Annotated in this window: 24 protein-coding genes; 17 read left to right on the forward strand and 7 right to left on the reverse strand. The window is 69.5% G+C overall.

Features of this window, described 5'->3' with window-relative positions; all coding sequences use genetic code 11:
- Positions 1-37: 37 nt before the first annotated feature.
- The 6 genes from flhC to AC1KAT_RS09735 all read left to right on the forward strand — a co-directional run bounded on the left by flhC (position 38) and on the right by AC1KAT_RS09735 (position 4,833).
- On the forward strand, positions 38-574 hold the full coding sequence (flhC, locus tag AC1KAT_RS09710; RefSeq protein ID WP_480325238.1) for a flagellar transcriptional regulator FlhC: 537 nt from the start codon (positions 38-40) through the stop codon (positions 572-574).
- A gap of 504 nt (positions 575-1,078) precedes the next feature.
- Positions 1,079-1,939 carry a flagellar motor stator protein MotA gene (gene motA / locus AC1KAT_RS09715; protein ID WP_480325240.1) on the forward strand — a complete coding sequence of 287 codons (861 nt, stop codon included), beginning with the start codon at positions 1,079-1,081 and terminating at the stop codon, positions 1,937-1,939.
- 276 nt (positions 1,940-2,215) lie between these two features.
- The gene (motB, locus tag AC1KAT_RS09720) at positions 2,216-3,184 is read left to right on the forward strand and encodes a flagellar motor protein MotB (RefSeq protein ID WP_480325242.1); all 969 of its coding nucleotides are present in this window, start codon (positions 2,216-2,218) and stop codon (positions 3,182-3,184) included.
- A 56-nt stretch (positions 3,185-3,240) separates the two neighbouring features.
- Positions 3,241-3,633, forward strand: coding sequence for a chemotaxis response regulator CheY (gene cheY, locus AC1KAT_RS09725; RefSeq protein WP_480325244.1), 393 nt, complete (start codon positions 3,241-3,243; stop codon positions 3,631-3,633).
- Positions 3,634-3,644: 11 nt separating this feature from the next.
- Positions 3,645-4,277, forward strand: a complete 633-nt coding sequence (locus AC1KAT_RS09730) for a protein phosphatase CheZ (protein WP_480325246.1) — start codon at positions 3,645-3,647, stop codon at positions 4,275-4,277.
- A gap of 226 nt (positions 4,278-4,503) precedes the next feature.
- Positions 4,504-4,833 carry a hypothetical protein gene (locus AC1KAT_RS09735; RefSeq protein WP_480325248.1) on the forward strand — a complete coding sequence of 110 codons (330 nt, stop codon included), beginning with the start codon at positions 4,504-4,506 and terminating at the stop codon, positions 4,831-4,833.
- Positions 4,834-4,849: 16 nt separating this feature from the next.
- On the opposite strand, the gene AC1KAT_RS09740 is transcribed toward AC1KAT_RS09735, so the two are convergent.
- The 3 genes from AC1KAT_RS09740 to AC1KAT_RS09750 form a co-directional block, all read right to left on the reverse strand.
- The gene (locus AC1KAT_RS09740) at positions 4,850-5,995 is read right to left on the reverse strand and encodes a hypothetical protein (RefSeq protein WP_480325250.1); all 1,146 of its coding nucleotides are present in this window, start codon (positions 5,993-5,995) and stop codon (positions 4,850-4,852) included.
- A gap of 125 nt (positions 5,996-6,120) precedes the next feature.
- A complete protein-coding gene (locus tag AC1KAT_RS09745) occupies positions 6,121-6,687 on the reverse strand; it encodes a DUF4166 domain-containing protein (RefSeq protein ID WP_480325252.1) in 567 nt (188 codons plus the stop codon).
- Positions 6,684-7,196 (reverse strand): Mpo1-like protein, encoded by a 513-nt coding sequence (locus AC1KAT_RS09750; protein WP_480325255.1) that lies wholly within the window; start codon positions 7,194-7,196, stop codon positions 6,684-6,686. The genes AC1KAT_RS09745 and AC1KAT_RS09750 overlap by 4 nt, the downstream gene beginning before the upstream one ends.
- Before the next feature lie 142 nt (positions 7,197-7,338).
- On the opposite strand from AC1KAT_RS09750, the gene AC1KAT_RS09755 reads away from it, so the two are divergent.
- From AC1KAT_RS09755 to AC1KAT_RS09805, 11 genes are all read left to right on the forward strand, one after another.
- Positions 7,339-8,634, forward strand: coding sequence for an SWIM zinc finger family protein (locus AC1KAT_RS09755; protein ID WP_480325257.1), 1,296 nt, complete (start codon positions 7,339-7,341; stop codon positions 8,632-8,634).
- 89 nt (positions 8,635-8,723) lie between these two features.
- Positions 8,724-10,301: a DUF5691 domain-containing protein gene (locus AC1KAT_RS09760; RefSeq protein ID WP_480325259.1), complete on the forward strand. Its 1,578-nt coding sequence runs from the start codon at positions 8,724-8,726 to the stop codon at positions 10,299-10,301.
- Positions 10,298-11,410: an ATP-binding protein gene (locus AC1KAT_RS09765; protein WP_480325261.1), complete on the forward strand. Its 1,113-nt coding sequence runs from the start codon at positions 10,298-10,300 to the stop codon at positions 11,408-11,410. The genes AC1KAT_RS09760 and AC1KAT_RS09765 overlap by 4 nt, the downstream gene beginning before the upstream one ends.
- Positions 11,411-11,440: 30 nt before the next feature.
- Positions 11,441-13,744, forward strand: a complete 2,304-nt coding sequence (locus AC1KAT_RS09770; RefSeq protein ID WP_480325263.1) for a DUF5682 family protein — start codon at positions 11,441-11,443, stop codon at positions 13,742-13,744.
- Positions 13,741-14,952 carry a VWA domain-containing protein gene (locus AC1KAT_RS09775; protein ID WP_480325265.1) on the forward strand — a complete coding sequence of 404 codons (1,212 nt, stop codon included), beginning with the start codon at positions 13,741-13,743 and terminating at the stop codon, positions 14,950-14,952. Before AC1KAT_RS09770 ends, AC1KAT_RS09775 begins: the two co-directional genes overlap by 4 nt.
- Before the next feature lie 20 nt (positions 14,953-14,972).
- Positions 14,973-15,371 (forward strand): DUF7079 family protein, encoded by a 399-nt coding sequence (locus AC1KAT_RS09780; RefSeq protein WP_480325267.1) that lies wholly within the window; start codon positions 14,973-14,975, stop codon positions 15,369-15,371.
- A 23-nt stretch (positions 15,372-15,394) separates the two neighbouring features.
- On the forward strand, positions 15,395-15,844 hold the full coding sequence (locus AC1KAT_RS09785) for a hypothetical protein (RefSeq protein ID WP_480325269.1): 450 nt from the start codon (positions 15,395-15,397) through the stop codon (positions 15,842-15,844).
- A complete protein-coding gene (locus AC1KAT_RS09790) occupies positions 15,841-16,119 on the forward strand; it encodes an NTF2 fold immunity protein (RefSeq protein ID WP_480325271.1) in 279 nt (92 codons plus the stop codon). Before AC1KAT_RS09785 ends, AC1KAT_RS09790 begins: the two co-directional genes overlap by 4 nt.
- The gene (locus tag AC1KAT_RS09795) at positions 16,109-17,407 is read left to right on the forward strand and encodes a glycosyltransferase (RefSeq protein ID WP_480325273.1); all 1,299 of its coding nucleotides are present in this window, start codon (positions 16,109-16,111) and stop codon (positions 17,405-17,407) included. The genes AC1KAT_RS09790 and AC1KAT_RS09795 overlap by 11 nt, the downstream gene beginning before the upstream one ends.
- A 91-nt stretch (positions 17,408-17,498) precedes the next feature.
- Positions 17,499-18,479, forward strand: a complete 981-nt coding sequence (locus AC1KAT_RS09800; RefSeq protein WP_480325275.1) for a magnesium transporter — start codon at positions 17,499-17,501, stop codon at positions 18,477-18,479.
- A gap of 97 nt (positions 18,480-18,576) precedes the next feature.
- Positions 18,577-19,506, forward strand: coding sequence for a PEP-CTERM sorting domain-containing protein (locus AC1KAT_RS09805; RefSeq protein WP_480325277.1), 930 nt, complete (start codon positions 18,577-18,579; stop codon positions 19,504-19,506).
- A 73-nt stretch (positions 19,507-19,579) separates the two neighbouring features.
- On the opposite strand, the gene AC1KAT_RS09810 is transcribed toward AC1KAT_RS09805, so the two are convergent.
- From AC1KAT_RS09810 to AC1KAT_RS09825, 4 genes are read right to left on the reverse strand one after another with little or no spacing between them, the layout of a single operon-like run.
- The gene (locus AC1KAT_RS09810; protein WP_480325279.1) at positions 19,580-20,656 is read right to left on the reverse strand and encodes a protein-glutamate methylesterase/protein-glutamine glutaminase; all 1,077 of its coding nucleotides are present in this window, start codon (positions 20,654-20,656) and stop codon (positions 19,580-19,582) included.
- A gap of 34 nt (positions 20,657-20,690) precedes the next feature.
- Positions 20,691-21,176: a chemotaxis protein CheD gene (locus AC1KAT_RS09815; RefSeq protein WP_480325281.1), complete on the reverse strand. Its 486-nt coding sequence runs from the start codon at positions 21,174-21,176 to the stop codon at positions 20,691-20,693.
- A gap of 13 nt (positions 21,177-21,189) precedes the next feature.
- Positions 21,190-21,990: a CheR family methyltransferase gene (locus tag AC1KAT_RS09820; protein WP_480326531.1), complete on the reverse strand. Its 801-nt coding sequence runs from the start codon at positions 21,988-21,990 to the stop codon at positions 21,190-21,192.
- Between the two features lie 44 nt (positions 21,991-22,034).
- Positions 22,035-24,083, reverse strand: coding sequence for a methyl-accepting chemotaxis protein (locus tag AC1KAT_RS09825; protein WP_480325283.1), 2,049 nt, complete (start codon positions 24,081-24,083; stop codon positions 22,035-22,037).
- Positions 24,084-24,141 lie beyond the last annotated feature (58 nt).

Raw genomic sequence — 24,141 nt, forward strand, 5'->3', positions numbered from 1 at the left:
CATCCGCTAGACCCACAAGACATCAGGAGTAGAGACCATGCGTAGCAAGAGCATCCTCACCGAAGCCAAGCAGATCGAACGTGCCGTCACCCTCATCCAGCTGGGTGCCCGCCTGCAGGTTCTCGAATCTGAAACCGATCTGAGCTACGAGCGTCTGCTGCGTCTCTACAAAGAAGTCTCCGGCAAGTCGCCGAGCAAGGGCCAGCTGCCCTTCTCGACCGACTGGTTCATGACCTGGCAACCCAACATCCATGCGTCCTTGTTCCTGAACATCCACGAGTACCTGAACAAGGTCGCCGAGATGGACGAGATCGACACCGTCATCAAGGCCTACCAGCTCTATCAAGAGCAGACCCAGGCCCAGGGCCTCGAAGCCCTGCTGTCGGTCACCCGCGCCTGGCGCCTCGTGAAGTTCATCGACAACGGCATGCTGACCATGACCAAGTGTTCGAAGTGTGGCGGCCACTTCGTCACCCATCCCCACGAAATCACGAAGAACTACATCTGCGGCCTGTGCAACCCGCCGGCGCGCGCTGGCAAAGGCAAGGCCAGCGGAGGCATCCAGATGCACTGAGCGCTCCGGCGGAAACCCCGTGTTTCAACTGAAGGCCCTCAAGTTCTCCCCCGGCCAGCCGAAACATCAGGCACCGGAAACGGTTTTTTCTTGCTGATCTCCTCCTGGCACCTCCAAAGTGCTTTCCAACGGATCCTTCGGGATCCGTTTTTTTTTGCCTGCCGTGGGGGCAAGGCGCCAAGCCCCTGCGCATGTCACCCCGTGCGAAGCGCCTGGTCCCGGCCCCGCAGAGACGCCGAGAAGCGCACGGCTTGATGGCGGCGCGACTGGCTAGTGCTGTGCGGACAAGCCCTTCGATACCTCAGGGCGAACAGAGCGCGCAGGCCGAGGTGTGCTTGAACCTGGAACGACCCCGGTTTGTCGCCCGATTCCACCCTTGTTCGCCCGATTGCCGACCGGCGAGCACTTGCACACTCAAGCTCAAAGACTCCGGGCCGATAAACCGCCCACACGTGCTTGCGGCTCGAAGGCTGCGGCGTGAACGACGCAACCCACACAACCACCATGTTCGTTCTCATTGGCTACGGCGTTGCCCTGGGGTGCATCTTCGGGGCCTACATCATTCACGGCGGCAACATGGGGGTCATCCTCAAGGCCTTGCCGACCGAGATGATGGCCATCGTGGGTGGCGCCATGGGCGCGTTCGTCGTGAACAACCAGCCCAAGGTGCTGAAGGCCACGATGGGTGCGCTGCCAGCCCTGCTGAAGGGCTCGAAGTACACCAAGGCGCGCTACATGGAGTTGCTGGCGCTGATGTACGACATCCTGCAGAAGGCCCGCAAAGAGGGCCTGATGTCGATCGAAAAAGACGTGGACGACCCGCACAGCTCGGCGCTCTTCCAGAAGTACGCGACGGTGGGCAACGACCACCACGTGGTCGAGTTCATCACCGACTACCTGCGCATGATGGTCTCGGGCAACCTGAACGCCCACGAGATCGAAAGCCTGATGGACAGCGAGATCGACACCCACCACCACGAGGCGCACGCGCCCGCCGCCGCCATCGCGCGGCTGGCCGGTGCGCTGCCGGCCTTCGGCATCGTGGCCGCCGTGCTGGGCGTGGTGAACACCATGGGCTCGGTGGGCCAGCCGCCCGCCATCCTGGGCGGCATGATCGGTTCGGCCCTGGTCGGCACCTTCCTCGGCATCTTGCTGGCCTACGCCGTGGCCGAGCCGCTGGCCGGCCTGATGGAACAGAAGAACGACGAAGGCACCAAAGAGCTGCAGTGCATCAAGACCACGCTGCTCGCGAGCATGCAGGGCTATGCGCCGCAGGTGGCCGTGGAGTTCGGCCGCAAGGTGCTGTACTCGACCGAGCGGCCGACCTTCGTGGAGCTGGAGAGCCACGTGAAAGGCAAAAAATAATGAGCCCCCACGTCGAGTCACCGCGTCCCCACGTCGCTTCGCTCCTGCCCCCCGAGGGGGCGCCTCGCCAGGAGCCCGGCAAAGCCGGCTCTCCGGCGAGTGGCTGGATGGGGCGCTTGGCTTCGCCTTCGCTTTCGGCCACGCGGTCGCCGGGGCATGCGTCTTCGCGGACGCCGGTGCTTTCCGCCATCCGTACACCCGTGCTGCAAAACACCCGCGCGCTGAGCCACAGCCTGGGCCGTCCGCAGCAGCTCGAACTCTTTGCTGGGGCCCACCATGGCCGGTGACGCCAAGAAGCTCCAGCCGATCATCATCAAGCGCGTCAAGAAGGGTGGCCATGCCGCCCACGGTGGCGCTTGGAAGATCGCCTATGCCGACTTCGTGACGGCCATGATGGCGTTCTTTCTGCTCATGTGGCTGCTCGGTTCGACGACCGAGGGCGACAAGAAGGGCATCGCGGATTACTTCCAGGCACCGCTCAAGGTGGCACTGCTGAGCGGGGGCAGCGGCTCGGGTGATTCGTCGCACGTGATTCGCGGCGGCGGCACCGACCTCACCCGCACCAATGGCCAGGTCAAGATGGGCGACATCGAGGCCAAGCGCAGCACCATCAACCTGCAGGCGCTGAAGGAAGAACAGCGCCGCGGCGAGAAGGCCAAGCTCGAAGCCGTGAAGCAGGCGATGGACGACGTCATCGCCAAGCACCCGCGGCTGTCGGCCATCAAGTCGCAGATTCGCTTGGACATGACACCCGACGGCCTGCGCATCCAGATCATCGACGAGCAGGCCCGGCCGATGTTCGACAGCGGCAGCGCCATCGTCAAACCCTACATGCGCGAGCTGCTGCACGTGATCGGCGAGGTGCTGTCCGAGGTGCCGAACCGGCTCACGCTCGAAGGGCACACCGACGCGCTGCCCTTCGGCACCGGCGACCGCGGCTACAGCAACTGGGAGCTCTCGAGCGACCGCGCCAACGCCTCGCGCCGCGAGCTGGTGGCCGGCGGCCTGCCCGACAACCGCGTGATGCGCGTGCAGGGCCTCGCGTCGAGCGTGCCGCTGGAACGCGACGACCCCTTGGCCCCGGCCAATCGCCGCATCAGCATCATCGTGATGAACCGCGAGGCCGAAGACCGGCTGTTCGGCATCACCCCCGACACACCTGCCACCGAAATGGCGCCACAGGTCACGGATTCCGCGTCTTCGGCCCCAGCTGCGCCCTCAATTTCGGCAGTGCCGGCCCGATAACCCCGCGAGACACCGCTTCCACGGCACTGCACCGCGCGTTCACCAGAGGATTGCCCATGAGCACCGACATGAAGTTTCTGATCGTTGACGACTTCTCCACCATGCGCCGCATCGTGCGCGGGCTGCTGAAGGAGATTGGCTACAACAACGCCGAGGAAGCCGAAGACGGTGCCGCCGCGCTGAACATGCTCAAGGCCGCGAAGTTCGACTTCGTGGTCAGCGACATCAACATGCCCAACATGAACGGCTTCGAGCTGCTCGCCGCCATCAAGGCCGACGCCGGCCTGAAGCACCTGCCGGTGCTGATGGTGACCGCCGAAGCCCGCAAGGAAGACATCGTGCGCGCCGCCCAGGACGGGGCCGCCGGCTACATCGTGAAGCCCTTCACCAAGGCCACCTTGGAAGAGAAGGTGCAGAAGATCATGCAGAAGCTGAGCGCCACCGCCTGATGGAGCCGCAAATGAAAATGGATGACTTCTCGACGCTCACGCCACACATGGCGGCGGGCGCGTCGCCCGAGGTGTTTCAGCAACTCGGCCAGATCACCCGCCAGTTGCACGACACCCTGCACCAGCTCGGCGTGATGCCCAAGCTGCAGGTGGCCGCCGACGGCCTGCCCGACGCACGCAGCCGCCTGAGCTACATCGCCAAGAAGACCGGTGACGCCGCCAACCGGGTGCTCAACTCGGTGGACCAGGCCAAGGCCGAGCACGCGCACATCGCCAGCGAGACGCGCCGCATGGCCAAGGCGATCGTGGCCGACCCGGTGAAAGCCGTGGCCTCGGGCTCGGTGATGAACTTCGTGGGCGACGTCGAAGCCTCGACGGCGCGCATCGACCAGCACCTCACCGACATCATGATGGCGCAGGACTTTCACGACCTGACCGGCCAGGTGGTCGCGAAGGTCGTCGCCCTGGCCAGCGACCTCGAAGACAGCCTCGTCAAGCTGCTCGTGCAGGCCGCGCCGCTCGAACACCAGCAGAAGGTCGAGAGCAGCCTGCTGGCCGGTCCGGTGGTCAACCCCGAGGGCCGCACCGACGTGGTCGCCAACCAGTCCGAAGTGGACGACCTGCTCGCCAGCCTGGGCTTCTGACTTCAGGCGCAGCGTTTCGCTTCAGGCATCAAGGCCGGGTTCGCCCGGCCTTTGTTTTTGCTGCGGCGCAGCGTCTGTGGCGGCTTGCGAAGCGCTGTCATCGCCACGGGTTTCCCCTGAGTCACCCTCAGGGTGACATGGCATGGTGTCCTACAGACGCCACCGAGCACGGCGAACCAAGATGCGTTCCGACCGATGCCACGGTTGCAGGTACAGGGAGACCATGATGAACTCGGCTCACTCTTCCCTCGGCACCACCCCCAACGACACCCCAGAACACCGCGACCCGACCGAGGCCCCGTCTCGCCGGCTGTCCGCCACACGTGCCGACGAAGCCCCGGCAGGGCCTGAGAGCTTCACCGACGCCGAGCGCTATGCGTGGATTCGCAGCAACCGCGGCAACTTTCTGATCTTCGAAGCGCTCAGCCGGGCGAACTTCGACCGCGACTTCGACAGCCTGATCGACCACGCGATGCGCAGCCACCTCAGCGGCCGCCACGTGCCCGCCCTGCCGGTCAACCTGGCCCCCCGGCGACGGCGCAGCGACTGGGAATAGCCGCGCCGCAGCCACGTCAGGCCGTGCGGCCCTGCGAAGGGTCGAGCATGGCGTGCGCCAGGTGGCCGAGGTCGAGCCCCAGGTGCTCACGCGCCGACGCGGCGCCACCGTCGTCGCGCTCGGCCGCGCGCACGAAGCGGGCGAAGCTCGGCCAGTCGCGCGCCATCTGCGCCACCAGTTCGCGGGCCAGTTCGTACGACAGCAGGTTGCCTTCGTCGCTGCGCTGGAACGAGTCGCCCGCCCAGAACTGCGCGATCTCGGCCTCGCCCCAGAAGCGGCGGTGCATGGCGGCGATCTCTTGCGGCGTGTACAGCTTGGGCTGCGCGCCCGCGATGCGCTGCTCGGTGTTGACGGCCATGCCTTCGTCGAGCCACAGCGGCAGCTTCAGGTGGCTCAGCGCGCTGTGCGTCAGCTCGTGCGCGATCACCGGCTCGATCTGCGTGAGGTCGGCGCGGCGCACCACGAAGTGCGGGCAGCCCGCGTCGATGAACATGCCGCCGCTGAACGCGAACTCGCCGCTGTCCGGGTAGTAGACCGAGACGTAGTCGTAGTACGCAGCCTCGTCGTCGAGCACCAGCAGCACGCTCTTCAGGCCATCCGGAAACGCCGCCAGCTCGCCCAGCAGGTGCGCGACCCGCCGCCGCGTGGTCGCCACGTAGTCGGCGGTGGCGCGCGCCACGCGGGGCGCCAGCGACGACAGCACGAAGGCGGTTTCGGTTTCGAGCAGCGAGAAGCGGGGCCCGAGCGCATGCTGCATGTGCTGCAGCCACAAGCGGTGGCAGGCCACGCGGGCCTGCGTCTGCGCGGCCTCGTCGCCGCAGCCGGCCACGAGAGGCGCAACCTCTTCCCACTGCAGCAACGGAAAGCCGTTGCCCTGCCGCCAGGCGTCCGCCAGCGGCAGAGGCTCACCCGTGGGCAACACCAGGTCGGCCGGGGGCGGCTCGCCCGCCGCGTCGGGCGGCATGGGCAGTTCGGTGACACGCTCGGCGCGGCGGTGCTGGCCCACGTGCATCAGCGCCGACAGGGCGCCCACGAACGGCACGACCCACACCATGCCGATGTGCAGCCCCTTGTGGTCGAAGCGCTCACCGGCACGCAGCAGCTGCCGCGTGGCCAGGGCGTTCAAGGCCAGCCACACGCCGGCGATGGCCCAGCCGGTCATGCCAGGCCCCCGGCGGGGATGCACAACAGGTCACGGACATCGCGCCCCGGAGCGCGTGGGTGGGCAGGGGGGCAGTGCATGGTGTCCTCGCGCGTGGTGCCGGTGGTTGGTGGTGGTGGGTCAGGTCAATCGGCGCCGGCCACGTCGAGCAACCCGCTGTACGACAGCACGGTGCCCAGCCCCGGCAGCGTGAACGCCACGCCGAAACGGTAGCGCCCCGCTTCGATGGCCTTGAAGGCCTGCGAACGCGGCAGCAGCCAGCCCGGCACGGGCCAGGCCCCGAACCGCGCGCGCAGAAAGCGCCAGTGCCAGGCGCCGTCGATCACCTCGACGCCCAGGTGCAGCTGCACGCCACCGGTGCGCTCGATGAAATGGCCCTCGGGCCAGGCGCCCACCGGCTCGAAAAGCGACTTCATCTCGACGCGGCCGCCGAAGCAGCGGTCCCAGTGGAGGCCTTCGGGGCCGTGGTGGATGCGCACCCGAAAGTCGTGCGTTCCCGGCGCCGGTATCGACAGCTTGCGTGCCAGCGCGCGGCCGATGCGCCCCGCCACCGCGCCATCGGCCACGCACACCTGCACCTCGCCATGCAGCACGCCGCCCGTTCGATGCAGCCGTTGGAGCAGCGGGTGCAGGTCAGCAAAGCGCGGCCCGAGCCAGCGCTCTACGGGCCCGGGCGCCATGGTGGTGCTCATCCCTTGCTCGTGCCGAACAGCAGGTCCATCGCCCGGTTCGTGAAGCCGTAGTTCACACGGCCCAGGGTGTGGTGGTGGCGGTGGTAGGTCGGGTGGTTGATCAGCTTCTTGGCCCAGTGCGCGTCAGAGGCCCAGGGCACGAAGTCGTAGTTGCTGCGGATGCAGGTCGTGTAGACCATGCCGACCACGTGCAGCACCGCCGCCGCACCCACACCGAGCGGCACGAACAGCATGAAGACCGGGAGGGTGCCCGCGGCGCGCGCGGTCAGCCAGGGGTGCTTGAACTCGACAGCGCTGGTCGGCTCGAGCACCCAGTGGCCGAGCCAGATGGCGGCCAGCGCCGGCACCGGGGCCAGCAGCACGAGCCAGGCCGAGGCCGTGGTGAGCGCCGCCAGCGCAAAGGCCGCGCCGCCCAGCCAGCCGAGCAGGTGCACGCGGCGGTTCCAGACGTTCAGGTGCGCTTGCATGTACAGCGCATAGAAGGCGTCGAAGGATTCGAAAGGCGGCATCGGGCAGCGGTGTGCGGCAGGGGTGCGGCGCAGTGTAGCGAGGGGTTACCAGGCGGCGGATTGGTCAAAACGCTCGCTTAGACTCGCCGCCGAAGAAATCACAACAACCACTTCGGGGAGCATCAACCTGGACGCCGACGCCGTGCTCTTGCTGGCACCGGATGCCTCGTCCGCCAAGGCGGCGCGCGGGCTCGTGTCGCCGTCGCAGTGGCCCACGCTGGGCGCGAGCGAGCAGGCCGTCTGGGGTGAATGCCAAGGCAGCGGCGCCAAGCCGTACCAGACCCAGGTCGATCTGTCGGGGCCCACGTTCCGCTGCACCTGCCCGAGCCGCAAGTTCCCGTGCAAGCACGGGCTGGCGTTGTTGTTGATCCGCGCCCAAGACCCGAACCGTTTGAGCGGCGGCCCACCGCCGGCCTGGGTCAGCGAATGGCTCGCCTCGCGCGCCGAACGCGCCCAGAAGAAAGAAGAGAAGCAGCGCGAGGCCGCCGCCGCGCCGGCCGACCCCGAAGCCGCCGCACGCGCCATTGCCCAGCGCTGGAAGCGCATCGACACCGCCACCCGCGAGCTGCAGCGCTGGCTGGGCGACCAGCTGCGGCGCGGCCTGGGCAACCTGGCCGGCACGCAGGGCGAGTGGGACACCGCCGCCGCGCGGCTGGTCGATGCGCAGGCCCCGGGCCTCGCGCAGCGGCTGCGCGACGCCGGCGAGCGCGTGGGCGACAGCGAACGCGCGGCCGACCTGCTGCAGAGGCTCGGGCTGATCCAGCTCGCGTGCGAAGCGGTGCAGCGCCGCGACACGCTCTCACCCGAGGCCCAGGCCGACCTGCGCGCCCTGCTCGGCTGGCCCATCGAACGGGCCGACGTGCTGGCCGCCAGCGCCCCGGTGCCCGACCGCTGGGTGGTGCTGGGGCAGACCAGCGAAGAGCGCGAAGGCCGGCTCATCGAACGCCGCGTCTGGCTGCAGGGCGAGCAGACGGGCCGGCGCGCGCTATTGCTCGACCACTCGTTCGGCGGCAAGGGCTTCGACCACGCCTGGCTGACCGGCCACGCCCACCCCGCCGCGCTCGCGTTCTACCCGGGCGCGGCCGGCCTGCGCGCCTTGCCGGCCGACATCACCGGCGCCGCCGAACCCGCGCCCTGGCCCGCAAGCACACGCGCTGACGAATGGCGGCGCATCGCCGAACGCGTGGCCGCCTCGCCCTGGGTGCCGCTGCACCCGTTGCTGTCCACCCACGCCGTGCCACAGGTGGACGGCGACGCCGTGCGGCTCGCCAGCGAAGGCGAGCAACTGCCTCTGCGCGTGGGCGAAGACGACCGTTGGGCCCTGCTCGCGCTGAGCGGCGGTCACCCGCTCGCGGTGATGGGCGAGTGGGACGGCGAGCAACTGCGCCCGCTGGCCGCACGCAGCCGCGACGGCCTGTGGCAGCGCAGCGAGGCCTGACCGCCCATGAGCGCGCACGCACGGCCGCCCGAAGGGCGCGCGAACCCTCCCTCGGGGAGGATGTCACGCAGTGACAGGAGGGTTGTCCAGTGACCGACACGCTGAAGCCACTGATCCCCGCCGCGATGGTCGGCACCGACCGCATGCCTGCGCCACGCATCGCCCTGGCCGGCGAGGTCGGCGCGCTGCTCGACGCCTTGCAGGCGCAAGCCGGCGACGACGCCGCTGCCCACCTGCTGCGCATGGCCGGCGTGCTGGCGGTGTGCAGCCGCGCCGGGGCCAACGCTCGCCCCCCCACCGCACTGCCCGCGCCTGCGGCCGACGAATCCCGCCCTGCGCTCGACGCGCCCGCCGTGGTCTCGACGCTCGCCTGGGTGCTGCGCGAAGGCCCTGCACGCCTGCAGCACGAAGCGCTCACGGCCATCGCCATCGCCGGCTGGCGGCTGCCGCCCGCGCTGCTGCCGCTGGCGCTCGAGCTCGGCCGTCGCAGCACCGCCGTGCGCGCCGCGCTCGAACACGTGCTCGGCGAACGCGGCCGCTGGCTCGGGCTGAACAACACGGCCTGGCGTTTCGCACAAGGCGCCGAAGCGGTGGCCGATGCCGACACGCGCTGGGCCGAAGGCAGCCTCGAGCAGCGCGTCGAACTGCTGCGCGCTGAGCGCGCCACCGACCCCGTGGCCGCCCGCACGCGCCTCGAAGCCAGCCTGCCCGAGCTGCCCGCACGCGAACGCGCCGAGCTGGTCGCAGCGCTGTCCGTGGGCGTGTCGAAGGCCGACGAACCCCTGCTCGACCGGCTGCGCCAAGACCGCGCGCGCGACGTGCGCCAGGCCGCCCTCGCCCTCTTGCTGCGCCTGCCCGACACCGCGCAGGGCGTGCGAGCAGCCGCACGCATCGCGCCCTGCCTGCGCCAAGAGCGCGTGCTGCTCGTCAAGCGCTGGGTGATCGAGGCCCCCACCGAAACTCAGGCCGACTGGAAGGCCGACGACATCGACCTGACGCGGCCCAAGCACGAGACGCTGGGCGACCGGGGCTGGTGGCTGTACCAGTTGGCGCGCCAGACACCGCTGGCCTGGTGGACCGCGCACACCGGCATGCCGCCCGCCGAGCTGATCGACTGGGCGCTGCGCAGCGACTGGGCCACGGCGCTGCTGCGCGCCTGGCGCGAGGTGCTGCTGGCGGCGCCCGACCTGGGCTGGGCCGAGGCGCTGCTGAAGCAATGGCCCGCCAAGCACCTGCAAGACCCGGCCTCGGTGATGGCCCTGCTGCCACTGGACCGCCGCGAGACCTTCTGGCTGCAACGACTCGACGGCAAACCCGGCGCCGTGGCGTTGGCCGATCTGTCGCACGAACTGCTGGGCGCCTGTCCGCCCGGCGAGCACCTGTCGAGCGCGTTGTCGCAGCGGCTGTCGGCGGCGCTGGCGCACACGCTGCCGACGATGGCTGGGGTGCTGCAGGCCGAGTACACGCTGCGCCAGACCGTGCCCGACCTCGTCTGCATGCTGCACGCCGACTCGCTGGGCACGGTGCGCGCACTCGCACCGGTGGCGGTGACCGCAGCCGACACCGCGCCCTCGCTTGCCAACCTGATGCATGGCGTCGCCCGCATCGTCGCCGCGCGCGACGTGCTGGCCGCGCTGCCCCCCGCCCCACGGAGAACCCCCGCATGAACACGGACACCGCGCCCGCCCCGGCGACCACCGACGCCATTCGCCAACATGCCGAGCAGCAGTTCGCGCACGAACTCGACGAACTGGCCAAGGCCGACAGCCGCGAGCGCCCGCCCAACTGGAAGCTCTCGCCCTGGGCCGTGGTGACCTACCTGATGGGCGGCACGCTCGACAACGGCTTCGCGGTGAGCGCCAAGTACATCGGCCACCGGCGGCTGATGGAGATCGCCGTCGCCACGCTCGCCACCGACCGCGCGCTGCTGCTCTACGGCGTTCCGGGCACGGCGAAGTCGTGGGTGTCCGAGCACCTGGCGGCGGCCGTCAGCGGCGACTCGACGCTGCTGATACAAGGCACCGCCGGCACCAGCGAAGAACAGCTGCGCTACGGATGGAACTACGCGCAGCTGCTGGCCAACGGCCCGTCTGAAAAGGCGCTGGTGCCCAGCCCGCTGATGCACGCGATGCGCCGGGGCCAGATCGCGCGCGTCGAAGAACTCACGCGCATTCCGGCCGACGTGCAAGACTCGTTGATCACGGTGCTGTCCGAGAAGACGCTGCCCATTCCCGAACTCGCCACCGAGGTGCAGGCCCAGCGCGGCTTCTCGGTGATCGCCACCGCCAACAACCGCGACAAGGGCGTCAACGAACTGTCGGCCGCGCTCAAGCGCCGCTTCAACACGGTGGTGCTGCCGGTGCCGTCGAGCGAAGACGAAGAGGTCAGCATCGTCAGCAAGCGCGTCGCCGAGATGGGCCGTGCGCTGCAGCTGCCGGCCGAGCCACCCGCGCTGAAAGAGGTGCGGCGCATCGTCCAGATCTTCCGCGAGCTGCGCAACGGCAAGACCGAAGACGGCAAGACGCAGCTCAAGTCGCCCAGCTCGACGCTGTCCACCGCCGAGGCCATCTCGGTCATCAACAGCGGCCTGGCGCTGGCGGGTCATTTCGGCGACGGCGTGCTGCGCCCGCACGACATGGCCTCGGGCCTGATCGGCGCGGTGGTCAAAGACCCGGTGCAAGACACGGTGGTCTGGAACGAATACTTGGAGACGGTGGTGAAAGAGCGCAGCGACTGGAAAGACCTGTACCGCGCCTGCCGCGAGATCAGCGGTTGATCGCCAGGCCCCGCCCGACGCCCACGCCCCATGCCCAGCGAGCCTTCCGACCTGCACCTCTTCGGCATCCGCCACCACGGGCCGGGCTGCGCGCGCAGCCTCTTGCGTGCCTTCGACACGCTGAGGCCCGACTGCGTGCTGGTCGAAGGCCCGCCTGAGAGCGATGAGCTGATCCAATTCATCGGCCAGGGCCTCACGCCACCCGTGGCCCTGCTCGGCCACTGCCCCGACGACACGGCGCTGGCGGTCTACCACCCCTTCGCCGAGTTCTCGCCCGAGTGGCAGGCGCTGAAGTGGGCCGTTGAACACGGCGTGCCGGCACGCTTCATCGACCTGCCGCTTGCGCACAGCCTCGCGCTCGACCAGCAGCAGCGGCAGGCACGCCAGGCGGCACAAGAAGCAGCAGCCGATGCGGCGGCGCCCGATGAAGGCGCCGACAGCCAGGACGCGCCCGAGGCCCCCACCGCCGACCCGCGCCGCGACGACCCGCTGAACTGGCTCGCACAGGCCGCCGGCCACGCCGATGGCGAAGCGTGGTGGAACCAGATGGTCGAAGAGCGCGGCGACGGCGAAGAACTGTTCGCCGCCATCGCCGAGGCCATGCAGGCGCTGCGCGACGACCTCGCGGCTGAAACGCGCGCCGACGCCGACGAGGCCGTGCGCGAGGCCCACATGCGCCGCTGCATCCGCGAAGCGCGCAAGCAGGGCTTTGAGCGCATCGCCGTGGTGTGCGGGGCCTGGCACGTGCCCGCCCTGGTCGCCAAGGTCGCCGTCAAAGACGACACCGCCACCCTGAAAGACCTGCCCAAGCTCAAGGTGCAGAGCACCTGGGTGCCGTGGACCTACCGCCACCTCACGCGCGCCAGCGGCTACGGCGCCGGCGTGCGTTCGCCGGGCTGGTACGAGCACCTGTGGCGCGCAGCCGGCAAGCCGCGCACGGTGGGCTGGTTCGCGCGCGTGGCCACGCTGCTGCGCGAGCGCGAACTCGACTGCTCGTCGGCCCACCTGATCGAAGCCACGCGCCTGGCCGACACGCTGGCCGCCCTGCGGCAACGCCCCGCGCCCGGGCTCGACGAGCTGAACGAAGCCGTGCGCACCGTGCTGCTGATGGGCGACGACGCCGCGCTGCGCCTGATCGAAGACGAGCTCGAAGTCGGCCAGCGCCTCGGCCAGGTGCCACCCGACGTGCCGGCCGTGCCCTTGCAGCGCGACCTGGAGAAGCAGCAGAAGAGCCTGCGCCTCAAGCCCGAGGCCACGCAGCGCACGCTCGACCTCGACCTGCGCCAGCCCGGCGACCTGGCGCGCAGCCACCTGCTGCACCGCCTGCAACTGATCGGCGTGCCCTGGGGCGCGCTGGCGCGGCTGGGCCGCTCGGCGCGCGGCACCTTCCACGAGGTGTGGACGCTGCAGTGGCAGCCCGAATTCGCGCTCTCGCTGATCGAAGCCAGCCGCTGGGGCCAGACGATCGAAGCCGCCGCCGTGACCTGCGCGAGCGAACGCGCCGCCGCCGCGACCGACCTGCCCACGCTGGCCACGCTGGTCGATCAGGTGCTGCTCGCGCACCTCGACGCCGCCGTGCCCGCCGTGACCCACGCGCTCGAAAGCCGCGCGGCGCTCAGCGGCGATGCACTGCAACTGCTGGCCGCGCTGCCGCCGCTGGCCAACGTGTTTCGCTACGGCAACGTGCGGCAGACCGACGCCAGCCTCGTCGCCCACGTGCTCGACGGCCTGATCGTGCGCGCGGCCCTCGCCCTGCCGCTGGCCTGCCAGAGCATCGACGACGGCGCCGCGCACACGCTGCGCGACAAGCTGCTCGCCGCCCATGCCGCCGTCGCGCTGCGCGAGCGCGAAGACATCGCCGACGCGTGGCAGCACGCACTGCGCCTGCTCGACGCCAGCACCAGCGCGCACGAGCTGCTGCAGGGCCTGGCCACCCGGCTGCTGCTCGACGGCGGCCAGCTCGACACTGGTGCCGCCTCGCAGCGCATGTCGCTGCACCTGTCGCAAGGGGCCGAGCCGGGCAAAGCGGCCGACTGGCTCGAAGGCTTTCTGAACGGCAACGCCCAGGTGCTGCTGCACGACGCCACCGTGTGGGGCCTGGTGGACGCCTGGCTCGCCGGCCTGGGCGAAGACGCTTTCGTGCGCGTGCTGCCGCTGGTGCGCCGCAGCTTCGCCGCCTTCGGCCCCGGCGAGCGGCGCGACCTGGGCCAGCGCGCGGCGCGCGGGCGCAGCAGCGCCGCCGCAGCGGCCACCGTCGCCACACCCGCCTGGGACGACGCCCGCGCGGCACTGCCCGTGCCCTTGCTGAAACAGATCCTCGGGGTGAACGCATGAAGACACCCGCTGAACACGACAGCACCGACACGACGCCCCCGCTCGACGACGCGGCCCGGCTGCGCCGCTGGCGCCTGGTGCTCGGCGGCGAGGCCGAAGCGAGCTGCGGCACGCTCGGCGGCGGCCTGGCCGAGATGGACCTGGCGCTCACCGCCCTCTACGAGCCCGAAGGCCCGGGCGGCCTGCGCCACACGCGGCGCGGCGGCCGGGGCGGCTCGGCGCCGAGCGTGGCGCGCTGGCTGGGCGACATCCGCAAGTACTTCCCGAGTTCGGTGGTGCAGGTGATGCAGCGCGACGCGCTCGAACGCCTGCACCTCACCGACATGCTGCTCGAACCCGAGATGCTGGCCAACGTGCAGCCCGACGTGCACCTGGTGGCGAGCCTGCTCGCGCTGTCGCAGGTCATCCCCGCCGGCACCAAAGAGACGGCGCGCCGCGTGGTGCAGAAGGTCGTCGATGAGCTGATGCAAAAGCTCGAAGAGCCGCTGCGCTCGGCCGTGAGCGGCGCGCTCGACCGCAGCCGGCGCAACCGCCGGCCCCGGCTGGCCGAGATCGACTGGCACCGCACCATCCGCGCCAACCTGCGGCACTGGCAGCCCGAGCACCGCACCGTCGTGCCCGAGACGCTGATCGGCTACGGCCGCAAGGCACGCCGCCCACAGCGCGAGGTGGTGCTGTGCATCGACCAGAGCGGCTCGATGGCGCACTCGGTGGTCTACGCCAGCATCTTCGGTGCCGTGCTGGCCTCGCTGCCGGCGGTGGCCACGAAGCTCGTGGTGTTCGACACCGCCGTGGTCGATCTGAGCGAGCAGCTCGACGACCCGGTCGAGCTGCTGTTCGGCGTGCAGCTCGGAGGCGGCACCGACATCAACGGCGCAGTGGGCTATTGCCAGTCGATCATCCGCGAGCCGCGCAACACCATCTTCGTGCTCATCTCGGACCTGTACGAAGGCGGCGTCGAAGCCGGCCTGCTGCGCCGCGCGAACGAGCTGGTCGAAGCCGGCGTGCAGTTCATCACCTTGCTGGCCCTGTCGGACGAAGGCGCCCCCGCCTACGACCAGGCCCTCGCCGCCAAGCTGGCGGCCCTGGGCGTGCCCTCGTTCGCGTGCACGCCCGATGCCTTCCCGGGGCTGATGGCCGCGGCCATCCGCAAAGACGACGTGTCGGCCTGGGCCGCCAGCCGCGGCCTCGTGACGCGGGGGCGTTGATGCCTCGAAAGCGCCCCACGATGCTCACGCCCGCCGAGATCGAGGCGCGCCTGCCGCTGTGGTCCGCGATGTCCGACCTTTTTCTCGACACCGAGCTTCAGCCGCACCACCACGCCCACCTGGCCCAGGCCGTACGCGACTCGGGCCTCGGCCCGACAGAGGTGCAACAGATCCTGTGGCACGAGGTCTTTCCGGCGCTGGCCGACAACCTGCGCACCGTGGCGGGCGAATGGGCCGGTTTCGACGACCGCTGGCTGCGCGAACGCATCGTCGCCGTGCTCACCGGCGAATCGCCGGGCGCCCGCAACCCCGGCGGCATGCTGACGGTCGGGCAAGTGCGCACGATCATCGAAGAGGCCTGGGGCGAGACCTGCCGACACCTGCCCCCGGCCCATGCACAGGCCACCGGGCCACGCTGACCTTCCACCCACGAAAGACTGACATGCCCACACGCAAGCTCGCCCTGCGCCTGACCGCCGCGCTGATCTCGGCGGCCGCCTTCGCCGGCCACGCCGCCGATGCCGACCCGCTGGCCGGCGACTTCGGCCATGGCTTCACCCGCAACGCCGACACCGTGGTCTGGACACTGACGCCCGAAGGCAAGGCCTACCGCCTCACGCAGCACGGCGACGGCAGCAAGCTCGAGCTTCAGCGCATGGCCGACAGCGAGCGCCGCGCCTTCTGGAAGAAGATGTCTTGGCCCGAAGCCAGCAGCGCCCAGGCCCTGTGCGCGGCCGGTGAAGACGCCGACGGCGACAAGCAGGTCTTCTGCTTCGTGCCCCCGGCCGATCGCGCCAAGATCGACTGGCTGAGCAGCCACAAGTCCAACCACTTTCACCACAGCCACCTGGGCGGCGTGATGGAAATCCGCCCGGTCAAGCGCGCGCGATGAACACCCCCGAGCCGCTGGATGAAGCCCCGCACAGCGTGCGACCCGAACATGGCCTGGTGCCAGACGCCGCCACCGCAGTGCGCATTGCGCTCGCGGTGTGGGAGCCCATTCACGGTGCCGAGCGCATCGCCCGCCAGGCGCCGCACACCGCGCACTTGATCGACGGCATCTGGCACGTCGCGGGCACCCTGCCCGCTCGCATGTTGGGTGGCACGGCACAGGCCGAAATCGCGCAGGCCGACGGCCGCGTCGTGCGCGTCAGCCATGGGCGCTGACCCGTCATCGCCAGCCGACACACCGCTGCACGTGCTGGTCGCCACGGCCGGCACGCTGGGCGACCTGCACCCCTTCCTCGGCGTGGCGGGGGCCTTGCAAGCCCGCGGCCACCGCGTCACGGTGCTGGGCCCGTCGGTGCATGCGGCCACCACGCGGGGCGCCGGTTTCGTCTTTCAGGCCATGGGCAGCGCGCGCGCCTATGAAGACGCGGTCAACGACCCCGACCTCTGGCACCCCATGCGTGGCTTCGGCGTCGTGTGGCGCAGCTTCCGTGACGCCATCGACGAGCTGCATCAGCCCGTGCAGGCCCTGCCGGCCGACGAGCGCTGCGTGGTGGTCGCACACCCCCTGCTGCTGGCCAGTGCCGACCTCGCCCGCGCGGCCCGGCCCGATCTGCGCGTGGTCGCGGTCTACCTCGCACCGGCCAACCTGCGCAGCTGCCACGACCCGATGACGCTGGGGCCGATGCGCCTGCCGCGCTGGGTGCCCCTGCCCTGGCGGCGCGCGCTCTGGCGCGTGGTGGACCGCCGGGTCATCGACCCGCTCGCGCTGGCAGACGTCAACGCCGCGCGCGCCCGGCACGGCCTCGCGCCGGTGCTGCACCTGGCGCCACACCTGTACGCGGTGGCCGACCTGTCCGTGGGACTCTTCCCCCCGGCCTTCGCCCCCACGCCGCCCGACTGGCCGCAGCCCTTCCTGGGCACGCCCTTTCTGCTGCACGACGCAACGCCGGTGCCCGCCAACGCCCAGGCCGGGCTGGAGGCTTTCTTGCGCGCGGGCGAGCCGCCCATCGCCTTCACCGCCGGCTCGGGCAACCGGCACGGGGACGACTTCTTTCGCACCGCCATCGCCAGCGCCACGGCCCTGGGTCGCCGTGCCGTGCTGCTGACCGCCACGCGCGAGTCGCTGCCCGCGCACCTGCCCGAGCACGTGCACTGGCAGGCCTACGCGCCCTTTGCCGCGCTGCTGCCGCGTGTGGCCGCCCTGGTGCACCACGGCGGCATCGGCACCACGGCCGAGGCCTTGCGCGCGGGCGTGCCGCAGGTGTTGGTGCCTTTCGCGCACGACCAGTTCGACAACGCCGAGCGCGTCAGGCAACTGGGCGTGGGCGTGTCGGCCGGGCAAGCCGCGCGGCTCAGCCCCCGGCGGCTGCGGCGCGCCTTGCAGCAGGTGCTGCGCGACGAGCTGCTGGCACGCTGCCGCGCCGTGTCGGCACGATTCGCTGAACCCGCCGACCTCACGGCGCTGTGCAGGGCCATCGAAGCGATGCCGTTTCGCGCCGCATGACCATGACCCGCGCTTGACCTGGCGCGGGGGCACGGCGGCCTTCGACCGCTACCCTCGCGGGCGACGCCCAACGACGCAAGCTGCACACGCCATGGCCCGACCCCGCCTTCGACGCGCTTCAGAAACCTCAGCCGCGCACATCAGCCCATATGCATTGCTGGCCCACCCGGGCGAACGCGCGGCCAGCGTGCGCGAGCGCCTGCGCAGCGGCCACTCGCACGAGTGGGACCTGCTCTGCGTGGTCGATGCCCAAGGCCACCTGCTGGGTACGCTGACGCCACAGCAGCTGTCGGCCTTGCCCGACGACGCCATCGTCGATCACGCGATGCGCCGCGGCGGCCCGCACATGCTGCCCGAGGCCGACCAGGAAAAGATGGCCACGCAGGTGCTGCACCACCGGCTGGCGGCCATTCCGGTCGTGGACGCCACGCACCGCCTCGTCGGCGTGGTGGGCCCGCAAACGCTGATGCGCGTGTTGCGCCGAGAGCACGTCGAAGACCTGCACCGCATCGCCGGCGTCGCGCTCGAAACCGAGCAGGCGCGCGAGGCGCTCGAAGACCCGCCGCTTCGCCGCGTGCGGCACCGCCTGCCCTGGCTGCTGGTGGGCCTGGCCGGCAGCGTGCTTGCCACCGGCATCGTCGCGCGCTTCGAAACGGCACTGGCGATCAAGCCCGAGCTGGCCTTCTTCGTGCCGGGCCTGGTCTACATGGCCGATGCCATCGGCACGCAGAGCGAGGCCATCACCGTGCGCGGCCTCTCGCTCAGCCACGGCGGCCTCGCGCGCCTGACGGCGGGCGAGTTGCGCACCGGCTTTCTGATCGGCGCGGTGCTGGCTCTGTTGGCGTTTCCGATGGTGTGGGCCGTCTTCGGCGACCTGCCGCTGGCGCTGGCCGTGGCCGGCGCCCTCGCCTGCGCCAGCATGGTCGCCGCCGTGCTGGGCTTCGCGCTGCCCTGGCTCTTGCACCGCCTGGGCCGCGACCCGGCGTATGGCAGCGGGCCGCTCGCCACCATCATTCAGGATGTGCTGAGCCTTGTCATCTATTTCGGTTTCGTTTCGGCCATCGTCTTGTGAAAGCCCGAATACCCCGATGCCCCCCGCGAGTGGGGGTGTGTGTCCGCCACATGTTTGTGAATACTCGCGTCGGAATTTCAATCCAAGGGAGTCAGTCATGAAAGTTCTCGTCCAGGCGGCGGGTTGGGCCTTGTGCCTCCTGGCCGGCGCGGCCAGCGCCCAGTACTCGGTCACCAGCGCAGGGTCGCAGCCCTCGATCTCCACGTCCGTCACGCAGACCAACGCCAGCGGACAAACCGTGAGCGTCACCGACGTGACCGTGCCCTGGGGCTACGGCTTCGCGTCGCAGGCCATCGTCACCCATGCCGACGGCAGCGTGGAGGCCATCGGCAACCCCGCCCCCTGGATCTCGCCGGGCGGCACGGGCCAGAACGCACTGCTCATCAACAACGCCGGCCAGATCGCCGGCACCACCGCCGCCGACTACAGCGGCGCCCTCGGCCCGCGCGGCTTCTTCGTCGGCACCGACGGCGCTTGGCAAACCCTCAGCAACGGCAGCGAAGACGTGCGCGTGTTCGGCATGAACCAGGCCGGCTACGTGTGGGGCGTCACCGGCCAGTACGGCGACTCGTACTACCAGGGCTTCCTGACCGGTCCCAACGGTGCCGGCATGAACTTCTTCGGCGGCGACGCGAGCCATTGCCTCGACACCTACTGCGGCCTCTACAGCAGCGTGGTGGACGTGAACGTGCTGGGCCAAGCCATCGGGCGCATCGCGGGCCAGTCGTTCCTGACCGGGGCCAATGGCACCGACCTGATCGCGCTGAACTCGTTGGCCACGCTGCCGGGCGGCGCCCTCTTCACCGGCGCACTCGACATCGATGACCTGGGCCGCGTGCTGGCCGCCGGCAGCGACGGCATCAACTACCTGCTGACGCCGGTGGCCGCGTCGCCCACGGGTTACGTCATCACGCCCGTGCCCGAGCCCTCGACCTGGGCGCTCATGGCCTTGGGCTTGTTTGCAGTGCTTCGTTTCGCACGCCGCGCCGCACAGCCTTCGACGAACCGCATGCCGGCGCTCGCCTGAGCCACCCCCGGCAACACACCCCGCAAGGGCCGGCTCTGCCGGCCCTCTTTCGTGGGCGCGCCGGTCGTGCGGTTCAGAGCTGTTTGACGATCTCGCCGGCCACCGCCGACAGCGGCAGCGTGCGCTCGACACCGCCGCGCTTGATGGCCTCTTTCGGCATGCCGAACACCACGCAGCTCTCTTCGTCTTGCGCGAGCGTGCGCGCGCCGACGTTGCGCATCTCCAGCAGGCCCGCCGCGCCATCGTCGCCCATGCCGGTCATGATGACGCCGAGCGCGTTCGCCCCGGCGCTCTTGGCGACCGAGCGAAACAGCACATCCACCGAAGGCCGGTGGCGGTTGACCAGCGGGCCGTCGATCACGTCCACGTGGTAGTAGGCGCCGCTGCGCTTGAGCAGCATGTGCTTGCCGCCGGGGGCGATGAGCGCACGGCCCGGCAACACGCGGTCGTTGTGCTCGGCCTCTTTGACGGTGATCTGGCACAGCGAGTCGAGCCGCGCGGCAAAGGCCGCGGTGAACTTCTCGGGCATGTGCTGCACGATCACGATGCCGGGCGACACGCGCGGCAAGGCGGTCAGCACCTCTTCGAGCGCCTGCGTTCCGCCGGTCGAAGTGCCCAGCGCCACAACACGCTCGGTGGTCTGGGTCATCGCGCGCGTGGCCGGCGGCAAGATCACGTCGGCCGTCTGCTTGGCCGGCACCGGGCCCATCGGCTCGCGCGGCCGCAGGCGGCGCACATTGGCGCGCGCCGCGGCGCGCACGGTGTTCGCCAGCTCGTCGGCGGCTTCGGCCAGGAAGTCTTTCAAGCCGACCTTGGGCTTGGTCATGATGGCCACGGCGCCTGCGGCCATGGCCTCCATCGTGGTCTTGGCACCTTTCTCGGTCAGCGTCGAGCAGATCACCACCGGCGTCGGCTTTTGCTGCATCACGAGCTTCAGGAAGGTGATGCCGTCCATGCGCGGCATTTCGACGTCGAGCACGATCACGTCGGGCCAGTCGAGCTTCAGGCGTTCGATGGCCAGCACCGGGTCGGCCACGGCGGCCATGACCTCGATGCCCGGGGCGCGTTCGAGCAGCCCGGTGACGACCTGGCGCACGACGGCCGAGTCGTCGATCACCATCACGCGGATCGGGCGGGAGGCGGTGGTCATGGGCAGGCTCCTGCGCCTTCGGTGTAGGCGGCGTTCATGAGGATCGGGTTTGTCGAACCCAGACGTCGCCGGTCGCCACGTCGAAGACGATCTGGCGATGCCCGACGCCGAACAGGCTTTCGGAGTGGATCGGGATGCGGTGCGCGAGCAGCAGGCGCCGCGCCGCTTCGCCGTTGGCCCGGCCCACGCGCTGTGCCGAGGCCGCCAGCTGGTCGGGAAACATGTCGCCACCGCCGAAGATCTTGGCCTCGAAGTGCGTGATGACCAGATCGGCTCGCCGGATCTGGTCGAGCATCAAGAGCAGCGCCTCTTCCCCGTAGCGCGCGTCGAGCGGCCCGTTGCGTTCTCGGTCGCGCCTGGCCAGCAGGAAGTGCGACATCGCGCCCACGCGGTAGATCGGGTGCCACAGCGTGATCGACACGCACGAGCCCAGCACCGTGCGCATGCGACAGCGCGCGTCGCCCACGGCGTACTCGCCGGGTTTGAGCGTCACTTCCAGACGCTGGGAGTCGGTCCACACATGCCCCCCGAGGTCAGGGTTTGATGTAGATCGACGGAGCCACCTGCTTCACCGCATTGCTGATGTCGTTCAGGCTCTCGGAGTGCCCGATGCAGAAGTAGCCACCGGGCTTGAGCAGCGAGAGGATGCGCGCGACGACCTGGCGCTTGGTGTCGCCGTTGAAATAGATCATCACGTTGCGCAGGAAGATCACGTCGAAGGGCGCCATCGCAGGCAGAGCCTGGTTCAGGTTGACCTGCGAAAACTGCACCCGGCGGCGCAGCGACTTGTCCACCAGCAGGGTGCCGTCTTGCGGGCCCATGCCGCGCAGGCAGTAGCGCTTGAGCAAGGCCTGCGAGATGTGACGCGTGCGTTCCAGCGGGTAGTGGCCGGTGCGCGCGCGCGCCAGCACGCGGGTGCTGATGTCTGTGCCGACCACCTCCCACGGGCTGTCGCCCAGCATCTCGGCCAGCACCATCGCCATCGAGTACGGCTCTTCGCCGGTCGAGCAGGCGGCGCTCCACACGCGGAACGGCTGCGCCTTGCCGCGCGCGGCCACGGCCAGGTCGCGCAACAGCTCGAAGTGCTTGGGCTCGCGGAAGAAGTAGGTCTCGTTGGTGGTCAGCAGATCAACGGCCGTCTGCACCTCGCCCTGGTCGCGGCCGCTGTCGAGCAACTCGAAATAGGCGCCGAAGCTGTCGAGCTGCCGCACCTGCAGGCGCTTGGCGAGCCGGCCGCACACCAGGGCTTTCTTGGCGGGAGACAAGGTGATGCCCGCCGCGTCATAGATGAACCGCTGGAAATTGCCGAACTCTTTGTCGCTGATGGAATGGATCACGGCGCGCCTCGGATGCCTTCAACAGGTGGTGGACGAAACAATCAGTACCGGGTGAAGTTCGACTCGTCGAGCGCGCCGTTCGTGTTGAGCGCGAAGCCGTTCGTGCCTTGACTCTTGAACGGATCGACCGGCGAAGCCTTGCGTGCACCCGACTTCGCCCCGACCGCGCCCCGCGACGTGCCCACCGTGCGGCCAGCCACGCGCTGCGGCATCGCGGCCGGCGCCTGGTTGCCCGCCAGCTGGAAGAACGCCATCGTGCGACGCAGCTGCTCAGCGTGCGAGCTCAACTCTTCTGCGGTGGCGGCGAGTTCTTCCGACGACGACGCGTTCTGTTGCGTGGTTTGCGACAGCTGGCTCACGGCGGAATTGATCTGGCCCACACCCGATGACTGTTCTTCGGACGCGGCGGTGATCTCTTGAACCAGGTCGCTCGTCTTCTTGATGTTGGGCACCATCTGGTCGAGCAATCGTCCCGCTTTCTCGGCCAGCTCGACGCTCGATCCGGCCACGTCGCCAATCTCTTGCGCCGCGACTTGGCTGCGCTCGGCCAGCTTGCGCACTTCGGCGGCCACCACCGCGAAACCCTTGCCGTGCTCGCCGGCACGTGCCGCTTCGATGGCCGCATTCAGCGCCAGCAGGTTGGTCTGGTACGCGATGTCGTCGATGATCCCGATCTTCTGCGCGATCTGCTTCATCGCCGTCACCGTGGCCTTCACGGCTTCACCGCCCTCGGTGGCTTCGGCCGCGGCCTTGGTGGCCATGCCATCCGTGACCTTGGCGTTCTCGGTGTTCTGCGTGATCGAGGCGGTCATCTGCTCAATCGACGCGCTGGTCTCTTCGACCCCCGCCGCCTGTTCGCTCGACGCCTGCGACAAGGTCTGCGCCGTGGCGCTGACCTCTTCAGACGCGCCGGCCAAGGCTTCGGCGCCGTTGTTGACTTCGGTGACCACGTCGGACAGCTTCTGGATCATCGCGTTCACGAAGCGCTGCATGTCGGCGAAGGTACCCTCGTAGCGGCCTTCGACCTTGCGCGTGAGGTCGCCCTCGGCCATCGCGCCCATCACTTCGACCACATCGGCCACGCTGCGCAGGTTGGTGCGCGCCTGTTCGATGGTGTCGTTGATGAAGGCCTTCTTGCCCGGCAGGCGCGCCATCGGCGCGTCGAAGTTCCCGCGGCCGAACTCGGCCACCACGCCCATCGCCAGCTTCTTCACGCCGATGTGGGCCGCGACCATCTCGTTCACGCCGACCGCCATGGTGCGGAAGTCGCCCTCGAACTTGTTCGCGTCGATCACCACGTCGATGTCGCCCTTCTCATGCTCGGACGACATGCGGTTCATCTCGGCGATCAGGCCCTTCAGGTTGCGCCGCACCTTTTCGATGGTGTCGTTGATGAAGGCCTTCTTGCCCGGCAGTTGTGCCAGCGGCGCTTCGAAGTTGCCTTTGCCGAACTCGGCCACCACGCCCATCGCCAGCTTCTTCACGCCGATGTGCGCCGCGACCATCGCGTTGATTCCCTGCGCCATGGTGCGAAACTGGCCGTCGAACTTGTTCGTGTCGATGACCACGTCGATGTCGCCCTTTTCATGCTCCACCGACATGTGGTTCATCTCGGCGATCAACCCCTTGAGGTTGCCGCGCACCTTCTCGATGGTGTCGTTGATGAAGGCCTTCTTGCCCGGCAACTGCGCCAGCGGCGCATCGAAGTTGCCCTTGCCGAACTCGGCCACCACGCCCATCGCCAGCTTCTTCACTGCGATGTGTGCGCCGACCATCTCATTGACGGCAGAAGCCATGTCGCGCAACTCGCCGTGGTGGCGCTGCGTGTCAATGGTGACGTCGATGTCGCCCTTCGCATGCTCGCCGCTCATGCGGTTCATGTCGTCGTGCAGGGACTGCACGTTCTTCAGCAAGCGGTTCACCGCTTCGGCCGCGCCGCGCAACGCGGGCGGCAGGCGCAGCGGGTCCACGCGCTGGGACAGCTCGCCCTCGGCGGCCTGCACCAGCACGCGCGTGAAATGAACTTCCAGGGCGTCGGCTGCTGCAGCCTCTTCCCTCTGAACCCGACGGGTCGATTTGATCTGCAACATCACACAACTCCCTGTTGTCGATTACCTGCAAGACGCGCCCTTCGTGGGGCGCTGCTTC

The organism is Piscinibacter sp. PDB5-1, assembly GCF_056676035.1.